The organism is Actinoplanes awajinensis subsp. mycoplanecinus (assembly GCF_001509495.1).
Taxonomy (GTDB): Bacteria; Actinomycetota; Actinomycetes; order Mycobacteriales; family Micromonosporaceae; genus Actinoplanes; species Actinoplanes palleronii.
Window position 1 is genome coordinate 25,126 of sequence record NZ_LLZH01000299.1, and the last position, 12,099, is coordinate 37,224.

13 protein-coding genes are annotated in these 12,099 nt (G+C 71.1%); 7 read left to right on the plus strand and 6 right to left on the minus strand.

The window, feature by feature from the left end; all coding sequences use genetic code 11:
- The 6 genes from ADL15_RS35475 to ADL15_RS35500 are packed head-to-tail and all read left to right on the plus strand — an operon-like array spanning position 1 to position 6,159.
- Entirely contained in the window at positions 1-1,497 is a 1,497-nt protein-coding gene (locus ADL15_RS35475) for a CoA-acylating methylmalonate-semialdehyde dehydrogenase (RefSeq protein WP_067700502.1), read from the plus strand.
- A 5-nt stretch (positions 1,498-1,502) separates the two neighbouring features.
- Positions 1,503-2,399 carry a TIM barrel protein gene (locus tag ADL15_RS35480; protein ID WP_067700688.1) on the plus strand — a complete coding sequence of 299 codons (897 nt, stop codon included), beginning with the start codon at positions 1,503-1,505 and terminating at the stop codon, positions 2,397-2,399.
- A complete protein-coding gene (locus ADL15_RS35485; protein WP_067700505.1) occupies positions 2,396-3,376 on the plus strand; it encodes a substrate-binding domain-containing protein in 981 nt (326 codons plus the stop codon). The genes ADL15_RS35480 and ADL15_RS35485 overlap by 4 nt, the downstream gene beginning before the upstream one ends.
- The gene (locus ADL15_RS35490) at positions 3,373-4,371 is read left to right on the plus strand and encodes an ABC transporter permease (protein ID WP_067700508.1); all 999 of its coding nucleotides are present in this window, start codon (positions 3,373-3,375) and stop codon (positions 4,369-4,371) included. Before ADL15_RS35485 ends, ADL15_RS35490 begins: the two co-directional genes overlap by 4 nt.
- A gap of 1 nt (position 4,372) precedes the next feature.
- Positions 4,373-5,152 (plus strand): ATP-binding cassette domain-containing protein, encoded by a 780-nt coding sequence (locus ADL15_RS35495; protein ID WP_067700511.1) that lies wholly within the window; start codon positions 4,373-4,375, stop codon positions 5,150-5,152.
- Positions 5,149-6,159, plus strand: coding sequence for a Gfo/Idh/MocA family protein (locus tag ADL15_RS35500; protein ID WP_067700514.1), 1,011 nt, complete (start codon positions 5,149-5,151; stop codon positions 6,157-6,159). Before ADL15_RS35495 ends, ADL15_RS35500 begins: the two co-directional genes overlap by 4 nt.
- A gap of 276 nt (positions 6,160-6,435) precedes the next feature.
- On the opposite strand, the gene ADL15_RS35505 is transcribed toward ADL15_RS35500, so the two are convergent.
- From ADL15_RS35505 to ADL15_RS35520, 4 genes are all read right to left on the minus strand, one after another.
- Entirely contained in the window at positions 6,436-7,038 is a 603-nt protein-coding gene (locus ADL15_RS35505; protein ID WP_067700691.1) for a class I SAM-dependent methyltransferase, read from the minus strand.
- Positions 7,039-7,065: 27 nt separating this feature from the next.
- Entirely contained in the window at positions 7,066-7,761 is a 696-nt protein-coding gene (locus tag ADL15_RS35510) for a TIGR03089 family protein (protein WP_067700517.1), read from the minus strand.
- Between the two features lie 211 nt (positions 7,762-7,972).
- Positions 7,973-8,257 (minus strand): peptidoglycan-binding protein, encoded by a 285-nt coding sequence (locus ADL15_RS35515; RefSeq protein WP_067700520.1) that lies wholly within the window; start codon positions 8,255-8,257, stop codon positions 7,973-7,975.
- 119 nt (positions 8,258-8,376) lie between these two features.
- Positions 8,377-8,787, minus strand: a complete 411-nt coding sequence (locus tag ADL15_RS35520; RefSeq protein ID WP_067700523.1) for a hypothetical protein — start codon at positions 8,785-8,787, stop codon at positions 8,377-8,379.
- 140 nt (positions 8,788-8,927) lie between these two features.
- On the opposite strand from ADL15_RS35520, the gene ADL15_RS35525 reads away from it, so the two are divergent.
- Complete coding sequence (locus tag ADL15_RS35525) at positions 8,928-9,812, plus strand: S1C family serine protease (RefSeq protein ID WP_067700694.1); 885 nt, start codon at positions 8,928-8,930, stop codon at positions 9,810-9,812.
- Here ADL15_RS35525 and ADL15_RS35530 read toward each other — a convergent pair.
- Together ADL15_RS35530 and ADL15_RS35535 are read right to left on the minus strand one after the other, a co-directional pair.
- On the minus strand, positions 9,781-11,283 hold the full coding sequence (locus ADL15_RS35530) for an FAD-dependent monooxygenase (protein WP_067700526.1): 1,503 nt from the start codon (positions 11,281-11,283) through the stop codon (positions 9,781-9,783). The genes ADL15_RS35525 and ADL15_RS35530 overlap by 32 nt on opposite strands.
- A 196-nt stretch (positions 11,284-11,479) precedes the next feature.
- Positions 11,480-12,094, minus strand: a complete 615-nt coding sequence (locus ADL15_RS35535; protein ID WP_067700528.1) for an acyl-CoA-like ligand-binding transcription factor — start codon at positions 12,092-12,094, stop codon at positions 11,480-11,482.
- Positions 12,095-12,099 lie beyond the last annotated feature (5 nt).

The window sequence follows — 12,099 nt, forward strand, 5'->3', positions numbered from 1 at the left end:
ATGAGCACGATCGAGCACTGGATCGGCGGCCGGTTCACCGGTGGCGCGTCCACCCGGCGCGCCCCGGTCTACCAGCCGGCCACCGGCCGCAAGCAGCACGAGGTGCTGCTCGGTGAACCGGACGATGTGGACGCCGCGGTCACCGTCGCCACCCACGCGTTCGCGTCCTGGCGCGAGGAGTCGCTGAGCCGGCGCACCCGGATCCTGTTCGCGTTCCGCGAGCTGGTCAACGCGCACGCCGCCGACCTCGCCGCGATCGTCTCGGACGAGCACGGCAAGGTGCTCTCCGACGCGGCCGGTGAGGTGCGGCGCGGCCTCGAGGTGATCGAGTACGCCTGCGGGATCCCCACCCTGCTGGCCGGCTCGTTCTCGGATCAGGCGTCGGCCGGGGTCGACGTGTTCAGCTTCCGGGAGCCGCTCGGGGTCTGCGCCGGCATCACGCCGTTCAACTTCCCGGCCATGGTGCCGATGTGGATGCACCCGATCGCGATCGCCTGCGGCAACACGTTCATCCTCAAACCCAGCGAGCGCGACCCGTCCGCGTCGAACCTGGTCGCCGGGCTGTGGCGGGAGGCCGGGCTGCCGGACGGGGTCCTCAACGTGGTGCACGGCGACCGGGTCACGGTCGAGGCGATCCTGCGGCACCCGGGCATCGCGGCGGTGTCGTTCGTCGGGTCGACGCTGATCGCCCGGCACATCCACCGGGAGGCGTCGGTGTCCGGCAAGCGGGTGCAGGCGCTCGGCGGGGCGAAGAACCACGCGGTGGTGCTGCCGGACGCCGACCTGGAGTTCGCCGCGGATCATCTGGCGGCGTCCGCGTTCGGCTCGGCCGGGCAGCGCTGCATGGCGGTCTCGGCCGCGGTCGCCGTCGGCTCGGCCGCCGACGAGCTGGTGCGCCTGGTCAGCGAGCGGGCCGGCGAGGTGGTGGTCGGTCCGGGCACCGACCCGGCCAGCGAGATGGGCCCGGTGATCACCGCGGTCGCGAAGGAGCGGATCGAGAACCTGATCGCCGCGGGGGAACAGCAGGGCGCGTCGGTCACGGCCGATGGCCGAGGCCTCAAGATCCCAGGGTACGAGGACGGCTTCTTCGTCGGGCCGACCGTGCTGGACCGGGTCGAGGACCGGATGGACGTGTACCGCGAGGAGGTGTTCGGGCCGGTCCTGTCGGTGCTGCGCGCGTCGTCGGTGGACGAGGCGATCCAACTGATCAACAACAATCCGTACGGCAACGGCACGGCCCTGTTCACCGACAGCGGCGCGGCGGCCCGCCGGTTCCAGCGCGGGGTGCAGGTCGGCATGATCGGGATCAACGTGCCGATCCCGGTGCCGATGGCGTACCACTCGTTCGGCGGGTGGAAGGACTCGCTGTTCGGGCAGAGCCACATCTACGGCCCGGACGGCGTAGCGTTCTACACCCGCGGCAAGGTGGTCACCCAGCGCTGGCCCCTGGAGGACTCCGCGTCCGAGGCGTCGCTGCACTTCCCGACGGCACGGTGACCGGCATGCGCCGTCTGCGCCTCGGCAGCTGTCCCGACTCGTGGGGGGTCTGGTACGCCGACGACCCCCGGCAGACCCCGTGGCCCCGTTTCCTCGACGAGCTGGTCACCGCCGGGTACCACTGGCTGGAGCTCGGCCCGTACGGCTACCTGCCCACCGACCCGGCCCGCCTGGCCGACGAGCTGGCCGCCCGGGGCCTGCGCTGCGCGGCCGGTACGGTCGGCGGCGTCGGCGGGCCGCACAAGGACTTCCCGGCGGTGCTCGCCGAGACCCGCCGGGTGGCCGGGCTGACCCGGGCGGCCGGCGGGCGCGACGTGGTGTTCGTCCCGGTGCCCGGGTACCGCGACGACGCCACCGGCGGGTACCGGGAGGCCGCCGAGCTGAGCACCGATCAGTGGCGCGACCTGCTGGCCAACACGACCACGCTGGGCCGCATGCTCGCCGAGGAGTACGGCATGAGCCTGCGGTTCCACCCGCACGCCGACTACCAGGTGGAATACCAGTCGCAGGTGGAGCGGCTGCTCGACGGCACCGATCCGCGGTTCGTGTCGCTGTGCCTGGACACCGGCCACCTGGCGTACCGGCGGGCGGACGTGCTGGGCCTGATCCGGCAGTACCCGGATCGGGTCGGCTACGTCCACCTCAAGCAGATGGACCCGGCCCTCGCGGCCCGGGCCGCCGCCGAGGACTGGGCGTTCGGCCAGGCCGTCCGGCTCGGGGTGAGCGTCGCCCCGCCGTCCGGCGCCCCGGAGGTTCCGGCCGTCCTGAAGGCCCTGGAGGACCTCGACGCGGAGCTGTTCGTCGTGGTCGAGCAGGATATGTACCCGGTGGACTTCGACGTTCCGCTGCCGATCGCCACCCGTACCCGCAGGTATCTCGAGGAGACAGGAGATTTCGGATGAGGAGAGGTCTGCTCACCACCGGCGTCGTGACGGTCCTGACGCTCGCCGCGTGCAGCGGCGGAGGCCGGGACAAGTCCGCCGCGGACGACTCCGGTGGTGGTGGCAACGCGCCCGGCAGTTCCGGGTACACGGTCGCCTTCATCACCCACGAGACGCCCGGCGACACGTTCTGGGACAAGGTCCGGGCCGGCGCCGAGCAGGCCGCCAAGGACGAGGGTGTCACGCTGAAGTACTCCAACGACCCGGACGCCGCCAAGCAGGCCGGCCTGATCCAGAGCGCGGTCGACGCCAAGGTCAACGGGATCGCGACCACCCTGGTCACCCCGGACGCCCTGGCCGGCGCGGTCACGTCGGCGACCGCCGCCGGAGTCCCGGTGGTCGGCCTGAACGGCGGCATCGACCAGTACCAGAAGCTCGGCGCGCTGATGTACTTCGGCTCGGACGAGACCCTGGCCGGGGAGAGCATCGGCAAGCGGATCGCCGGGCAGGGTGCCAAACACCCGCTCTGCGTGATCCACCAGACCGGCTCGGTGGCACTCGAGGCGCGCTGCGACGGCGTCAAGAGCGCCGTGCCCGGCACGGAGAACCTCCAGGTCAACGGTGCCGACGACAGCGCGGTCACGACCACCCTGCAGGCCAAGCTGGCCCAGGACAAGTCGATCGACTACGTGGTGACGCTCGGCGCGCCGATCGCGCTGGATGCGATCAACGCCAAGCAGCAGGCGTCGTCGCCCGCGAAGATCGTGACGTTCGACCTGAACCAGGAGATCGCCAAGCGGATCAAGGCGGGCGAGGTGGTGTTCGCCATCGACCAGCAGCCGTACGTGCAGGGGTACATGGCGGTCACCTCGCTCTACCTCTACCTGAAGAACGGCAACGACATCGGCGGCGGCCGGCCGGTGCTGACCGGGCCGTCCTTCGTGGACCAGACCAACATCGACAAGATCCTGCCGTTCACCGAGAAGAACACCCGGTGAGGCGAACGCTGCGGCTGCTGGCGCGCCCCGAGGCGGGCGCGCTGGCGGCGGCCGTGGTGATCTTCGTGTTCTTCCTGGCGGTGGCGCCGTCGTTCCGCTCGCTGGCGGCGTTCTGCACCGTGCTCTACCAGTCGTCGACAATCGGGATCGTCGCGGTCGGGGTCGGCCTGCTGATGATCGGCGGCGAGTTCGACCTGTCGGCCGGCGTGATCACGATCAGCGCCGGGCTGGTCAACTCGATGTTCTGCTGGTATTTCGGGGTGAACATGTGGGTCGGCGCGGCGCTGTCCCTGCTGTTCTGTCTCGCGGTCGGTTTCCTGAACGGCTGGCTGGTGATGCGCACCGGGATACCGAGCTTCCTGGTCACGCTCGGGACGTTCTTCGTCCTGCAGGGTGCGAACCTCGGCGTGACCAAGCTGGTCACCGGGTCGGTGTCCAGCCGGGACGTCAGCGCGATCGACGGGTTCGACTCGCTGCGGACGGTCTTCGCGTCCAGCACCACGGCCGGCGCCGCGACGATCTGGATCACCGTGCTCTGGTGGGTGCTGTTCGCCGGGGTGGCCGGGTGGACGCTGCAGCTCACCCGGATCGGCAACTGGATCTACGCGGTCGGCGGGTCGGCGGGCAGCGCGCGAGCCGTCGGGGTGCCTGTCGTCCGTACCAAAATCGGTCTTTTCATGGTCGTGTCTTTTCTCGGCTGGTTCGTCGGGATGCATCTGCTGTACCGGTTCAACACCCTGCAGGCCGGCAACGGGGTGGGTAACGAGTTCCTCTACATCATCGCGGCCGTGGTCGGCGGGACGCTGCTGACCGGCGGGTTCGGCAACGCGTCGGGTGTCGCGATCGGCGCGTTCATCTTCGGGATGACCAGTCTGGGGATCGTCTACGCCGGCTGGGATCCGAACTGGTTCAAGGCGTTCCTCGGCGTGATGCTGCTGCTGGCCGTGCTGGTCAACACGTACGTCAGACGCCTCTCCGCGGGAAAGGCGGCCTGACGTGTCCGATCCGCTGGTCCAGCTCACCGGCGTGGGCAAGAGCTACGGTCCGATCCGCGCCCTGTACGACGTCGACCTGCGCGTCGGCGCCGGCGAGGTGACCTGCGTGCTCGGCGACAACGGCGCCGGCAAGTCCACCCTCATCAAGGTCATCTCCGGCCTGCATCCGCACACCTCGGGCTCGCTCCGGGTCGACGGCGCCGAGCGGCGGTTCTCATCGCCGCGGGAGGCGCTCGACCTCGGCATCGCGACCGTCTACCAGGACCTCGCCGTGGTCCCGCTGATGGAGGTGTGGCGCAACTTCTTCCTCGGCTCGGAGCTCGTCGCCGGGCGCTTCCCGCTGGCCCGCATGCGGATCCGGGAGATGAGACGGATCGCGGACCAGGAGCTGCGCAAGATGGGCATCGTCGTGGCCGACATCGATCAGCCGATCGGGACGCTCTCCGGCGGCCAGCGGCAGTGCGTGGCGATCGCCCGGGCGGTCTACTTCGGCGCCCGGGTGCTGATCCTGGACGAGCCCACCGCGGCGCTCGGCGTGAAGCAGTCCGGCGTGGTGCTCAGGTACATCGCGGCGGCCCGGGACGCGGGCCTCGGCGTCGTCTTCATCACCCACAACCCGCAGCACGCCTACCTGGTCGGCGACCACTTCGTGATCCTCAAACGGGGCGCGGCGGTGCTCGACGCCGCGCGTGGCCGGGTCACCCTGGACGAGCTGACCACCCAGATGGCCGGCGGCGACGAGCTGGCCGAACTCTCCCGGGAACTGGGCCGCCCGGCATGAGGGCGGTGCTGCGGGTCGGCGTGATCGGCGCCGGCCTGATCGGGCGCGATCACATCCGGCGGCTGACCACGGTCCTAGCCGGGATCGACGTGGTGGCGGTCGCCGACGTGGACGCGTTCGTGGCCGCGCAGGTGGCCGCGCCGCTCGGCGCCACCGTGCACCCGAACGGGCTGGCCCTGATCGCCGCCGACGAGGTGGACGCGGTGCTGGTCTGCTCCTGGGGCGGCACCCACGAGGAGTACGTGCTCGCCGCGATCGCCGCCGGCAAACCGGTGTTCTGCGAGAAACCCCTGGCCACCACGCGGGAGGCGTGCCTGCGGATCGTGGCGGCCGAGGTCGCGCACGGGCGCCGGCTCGTCCAGGTCGGCTACATGCGGCGCTACGACGCGGCCTACCGGGCGCTGAAACAGGTGCTGGACAGCGGGGTGATCGGCGCGCCGCTGATGATGCACTGCGCGCACCGCAACGCCGGCGTGCCGGCCTTCTACGAGCCGGAGAACACCATCACCGACACCGCGGTCCACGAGATCGACATGGTGCGGTGGATGTTCGGCGCGGAGATCGTCGCGGTCCGGGTGCTGCGCCCGCGGGTGAGCCGGAACGCCGGCAGCCTGCCGGACCCGCTGCTGCTGGTCCTGGAGTTGGCGAACGAGGTGCTCGTCGACGTGGAGATCTCGGTGAACGTCCGATACGGATACGACATCCGCGGCGAGATCCTCGGCGAGGACGGCACGGTCTCGCTGGAGAACCCGGGCCTGATCGCGGTCCGGCACGCCGGGCGGCTGGCCGGCCCGGTGCCGGGCGACTGGCGGGACCGGTTCGCCACCGCCTACGACGTGGAGCTGCGCGAGTGGGCGGACTCGGTCATCGGGGGAGGGCCGCCGGCCGGGCCGGGGTCCTGGGACGGTTATGCCGCCGCGGTGGTCTCGGACGCCGCGGTGCGGGCGCTGCGAACCGGGGATCGGGTGGCGGTCACCGTCGACGAGCGGCCCGCGATCTATTCCTGAGCGGGCGGGAGTGTCATCGCCGACTACATTGGCGGCGATGACACCCGGTCTTCGGGCGGACACGCCAGCGTTTCCCAGTCCGGCTGTTCCAGCCCGGCTGTTATCCACCCCGACTGTTTTCCACCCCGCTGAGGCAAGGCTACCCCATTGATCTTGTTCATCGGCTTGATCACGTGATGTGGGGATTGTCCGAAGTCCGTCCGAACCCGGCGGTTCCGGTCGTCGCTCTGCCTGTGGTGAAAACCCGGGGCCGAGGCGCCGCCTCAGCCCCGGAGATCACTCGGGCAGCTGGGCCAGCGCGAAGATCTGGCTCTCCTGCGGACCGTCGGTGGGGGTGAAGAAGACCGTCTCGATGCTGATGACGGTGAAGCCGTGCGCTTCGAGGACCGCCTTGAGGTCCGGCTCCAGATAACCGGAGACGGTCACCGGGACGCCCATGAACTCGATCGGGATGCTGTCGGCATCAAAATTGACCATGCCGATCGCGAAGTGGCCACCCGGCTTCAACCAGCCGGCGACCTTGTCGAAGGTGCGTTCGATATCGGCCTTGCTGAGCATGAGCAGCGAGAAGAACGCGGTGACCGCGTCGAACGTCCCGAAGTTGTCGGGCAGTTCGGCGAAGTTGGCGTGCACGAACTCGGCCGCGGGCACCTGCTCGCGAGCCAGGCGCAACATCCCCTCGGCGATGTCGACACCCACCACGCGGTGATCGGACTCGGTCAGGACCTTGGCGGTGGGAACACCGGTGCCGCAGCCCAGATCGAGCACTGCGGCGCCGGCCGGTAACAACGAGCTGATGCGCTCGATCAGGGCCGACTGGAACGGATTATGGCTGTACTCGCCCTGGTATTTCTCAGCGAGTTGATCGAAAACCTCCATGACGTCCACAGTAGAAGAAGATCACCGTCAAAGCAGCCGGGTCGCACCCTCGGCGGCGATCCGTTCATCCAGGCGGGACCGGTCCAGGTTGGCGCAGAGCACGATCGACGCGCCCGCGGTGAGCGGGGCCAGCAGCCAGATCAGCGGTTCCTCGGTCTCGGACGCGTCGATCAGCACCCGGTCGCCGCGCCCGATCCCGCGGGACCGGGCGACACTCGCGGCGATCGCGCCGTACTCACCGAACGTCGTGCCGTCCGGCGTCGCGATGTCGAAGGCCCGGGCGCGACCTTGCGGCGGGGTCGCGCCGAGATGGGCCCGCACGGCCTCCGGGAAATCCCGGTATTTTTCCGGTACGTCCGGGCTCGGTCCGCCGTTCGGCGCCAGACCGAGGACAAACTGGTGCTGAGCCAGGGGTACGTCGTCGAGCCAGTTGTCCACCCGTCGCCGCTCCACGAACGTGACGTCCAGCGCCGGCCCGCCACTGATCAGCCCGGCCGTGCTCCACCCGCGGAACGACACCGCGAGCCCGGCCGACCACGCGCCGAGCAGCACTGCCGCGGTCTGCCAGTGCGGCGGCAGCAGCACGCCGGCCCGGTGGCCGGGCCGCAGCCCGCACTCCCCGGTGAGCAGCGACGCCGCCGCGGCACTCCAGTCACCCAGCTCACCGGCGGTCAGCCCGACCCGCTCCCCGGTGGCGTCGTCGTAGTACGTGAAGAGTTCCATCACCGCCCAACCTACCGAGCCCCCACGCTTCCCCCGGCCGCCGCTGAGCGCCGTCCCGGCGGCCGGGAGGCACCCCCCAGCGCCAGCCGAGGTCGGCCGGCTGGTCCTGAGGGTTGTCTCGGGGGCCGGGAGACACCCCTGAGCACCAGCCGAGGTCGGGTGGCGCGGTGCGGTCGGGACTGGCGCGGGCCTCGCGCGGCCCGACGGCGGGTCAGGCGGCGTTGTGGAAGCGGGACAGTTCGCGGGCCTCGGCGGCATATCGGGCCAGCAGGTGGACGGTCCGCGGCCCGGCTTCGCCGTCGGGGGTCAGGCCGACCCGGGACTGGAAGGCGGCCACCGCCTCGTCCAGGTCGGCGCTCGTGGGGCCGACCTGGACGCCGAAGTCGGCGAAGAGGGCGCGCAGGCTCTCGGGGTCGGCGCTCGGTGCCGGCTCGGCCCAGCCGATCAGGCCGCCGACGGCGGTGCCGACCATGTTCAGCATTCCTCGTCCGGTCATTGGTGCCTCCCCGATGCGGTGTCGGACTCCAGCATCGGAAGTTCTGCTGTGTCCGGCATCTGCCGAGGGTCCCGATCAGCTGTGTATCCCTACACCTTTCGGCCGATCCGGGCGGGAGGTCAGGGGCAGAGATCGGTGTGCGCGACGGTGATCAGCTGGTGGGCCTGTGCGGGCGAGACACCGTAGGCGGTGAGGACGGTCTGGCGGCCGTCGCGGAGGGAGGCGCAGGCAGCGACGCCCAGGTCGGCGATCTCCTCGTCACGGCGGTCGACGGCGAGTTCCGGGAGCTGCTGTCGTACCGAAGCGACGAAGCGGCCCGGACCGGCCGCGGTCGATGCCGGAAGAGCGGACACCGGGAGAGGATCGGCCGCGGTCGGTGCCGGGGAAGCGGACACCGGGAGGGGATCGGCCGCGGGCGAGGAGAGCGAGCGGCCCTGGACCCAGACCGGGTCCGGGGCCGAGCAGCCGGCCAGCGGGGTGAGCAGCAGCGCGGCGAGGCTCGCGGTTCGGGCGAAACGTCCAGGAATCACGGGGAGAACGTAGAGCGTGGCGCATCGTCCGAGTGGTCCGGCGCACCGACCCGGACGGGGGACCCCGGGCGGTGGCGGCGTACAGCCAAGTCACAGACGGCTCACCGGTTCGGGACAATTTTCCGAGCGAGGTTATGGACATGACCGAGCTGCTGAACCGCCGCCCCGCTGACGACCACTACGCCGCCTACCCGGTGTTCCCGCCGGCCCACCACATCCCGCCGATGATGGTCGAGACGCCGCGCGACCCGCGGTGGAAGCGCCGGATCGCCGGTGGCGCCGCGGTCCTGGTGCTGGTCGGCGGGGGTGGCAGCGCCGGCGCGTTCCTGACCGAGCAGTACCGCAACGGTGGCGCGGCGTCGGCCACCAGCAGCGCGGCCGGCACCACGATCGCCTCGACCACGGTCACCGAGGACACCGACCTTGCCCCGATCGTCGCGAAGGTGCAGGCCAGCGTCGTGACCGTGCTCGTCGACGGTGCCCGGGAGTCGTCGCTCGGCTCCGGGGTGGTGCTCAGCGAGGACGGCCTGATCCTCACCAACAACCATGTGATCTCGTCGAACGGCACGGTCAGCGTGCGGCTCTCCACCGGCAGCACGGTGCCGGCCAAGGTGGTCGCCGCGGACGCCACCCACGACCTGGCACTGGTCCAGGCGACCGGGCTGAGCGGGCTGACCCCGGTCACGTTCGCCACCGACGACTCGGTCGCGGTGGGTGACACGGTGCTGGCGTTCGGCGCGCCGCTCGGGCTGGAGGGCACCGTCACCTCGGGCATCGTGTCCGCTCTCGATCGCAGCCTGGACACCGGGGACGAGAAGCTCAGCGGGCTGCTGCAGACCGACGCCGCGATCAACCAGGGGAATTCCGGCGGCGCGCTGGTGGATATGTCCGGCCGGGTGGTCGGGATCAACGTGGCCATCGCCACCTCCGGGGACAGCACCGGGAGTGTGGGCCTCGGCTTCGCGATCCCGGCCGGCACGGTGACCGGTGTGGTCACCCAGCTGGAAGCGCAGATCGCGAGCTGACCGGGTCAGGGTTGCCGAACCAGCGCCGGAGTGCGGCGCGCAATGACGAGGTGTCCGGTGTGGTCGCTTCGCTCGACCAGGCCACGTAGTTGTCCGGCCGGACCAGCATGGCGGTTCCTGCCGGCAGCGGTGTGGTGGTCACCAGATCGACCCGGTCCCGCCACGGCGCGACAACCGGAGCGAGCGTGCCGGTGGTGTCGACGAGCAACGGCCGTCCACTGTGGGTCAGCGAACCCAGGTCGGGTGCGAAGTCTCCGACACCGTCGTACCGGAAATCAGTGCCGGCGATGAGCGCGGCCAGACGCCGGACCACCTCCGGTTCCTCCAGGATCTCGCTGAAGAGCGCGCGCAGCGCGGTCACCGCCGGACCCGGGCCGGCCAGCAACGCCTGCGCCTGGGTGTGCATGACGACCCGTTCGGCCACCGGCCGGCGCTCCGACTCGTAGGTGTCCAGCAGCCCGTCCGCCGCCCAGCCGCGCACCTCGGCGGCGAGCTTCCAGCCCAGGTTGATCGCGTCCTGCAGGCCCAGGTTGAGGCCAGGCCCGCCCATCGCGGAGTGCACGTGGGCGGCGTCGCCGAGCAGCACGACCCGGCCCCGGCGATAGCGGTCGGCGATCCGGGTGTTGCCGCCGGACAATCGGCGCAGCACCTGCGGACCCGGGCCGGTCGGCGGCAGCAGCGGCACGTCGGCGCCGAGCACGTAAGCCACCGTTTCGAGCACCTCGGGCAGCGTCACCGGATCGTCGCCGGCCGGCCGCGCGGTGGTGCTCGCGGTGATCAGATTCCGCCCGTCCGGGAACGGCGCGAAGGCGACCAGACCGCGTTCGGTGCGGTGGTGCTGGAACGGCGGGATCGTGCCGTAGCCGGGGACGACCAGGCCACCGGTCCGCGGATCGCGGAACTCGGCGGGGACGTCGACCGTGGCGGTGCGGGAAACCGACTGGTCCTCGGTGATGCCGGGGAACGCGAAGCCGGACAGCTTGCGGGTCCGGCTGCGACCTCCGTCCGCGGCGACCAGGTGACGCGCCTCGATCCGGTAGTCGCCGTCCGGGCCGGTCACCTCGGCGACCACCCGATCGTCCTTCTGATCGAGAGCGGTCAGCTGGTGTCCACTGCGGATCTCGACCCCGAGTTCGGCGGCGCGCTCGGCGAGCATCGCCTCGATCTTCTGCTGCGGGACCAGGAGCAGATGCAGCGGGTTGTCGCGGATCTCGGCGAGCGGCAGCGGGAACGCGCCGAAGATGTGGCCGTGTGCCGGCTCCGGCGCACCCGGGCGGCCGGTCAGCCGTTCGTGCAGGCCGCGCCGGTGCAGCATCGGGACGACCTGCCCGACCAGGCCGTTCGCGCGCTGCTCGGTGGACGGCCCGGTGCGGAGTTCCAGCACGACCGGGGTGACTCCGGCCAGGGCTAGTTCGCAGGCGAGCATGAGTCCGTTGGGTCCCGCTCCGACGATGACAACCTCAAAAACCATGACAAAACCCCCAATTTTGTACGACGAAAAGCGCCGATTGTCGTGCTCGTGACATCCGCAGCTCAAGGGCCGGGGCGTGCCGAGGGCGGCCGTGCCGGTCGGCGGCGGCCGGTGTTCGGGAATTCGGTGGCCGTGCGGTTCGGCGGCAGCGGCCGGTGTGGGTGGATCCGGCGGCCGGTGGGTGTGGATTCGGCGGTCAGGGCTGGGGTAGGCCGGCCCGGAGCTGGCCCAGCGCCTCGACCAGCAGCTCCGGAACCGAGTCGCGGCCGAGACCGGTCCCGCTCAGCCAGTGCGCGACCACCGCGTCGTTGGCCGCCAGCAGCGCCGCCGCGACCAGCTTCGGATAGAGATCCCGGTCCACGTCGAGGCCGGTCCGGTCGGCGACCGCGGCCCCGATCGCGTGTGTCGCGTCCGCCCCGCCGCGCAGGATCTCGGCCTGCAGCGCCGGCACCGCCATCATCCGCCGCAGCCCGGCCGCCCAGCTGTCGTGATCCGGCTCCGGGTGGGCCAGGACCTCGGGCCCCGGCGCGAACTGTTCCAGCACCGCCTGGGTGATCGCGTCCCACAGCGGCTCGCCGGCCGGGCGGGCGCGCAGCGAGTCGGCGACCGCGAAGCAGCGGTCCCGGTGCCGGGCCGCGACCGCCTCGGCCTTGCTGGAGAAATAGTTGTTGTAGGTGCGCGGGGACACCCCGGCGGCCGCCGCGATGTCCTCCACCAGCACGCGGTCATAACCGCGCTCGACGACGAGCCGGATCGCCGCCCAGCTCAGCGCCGTCCGGGTGGCCTGCTTCTTGGTCTCCCGGAGTCCCATGTGGA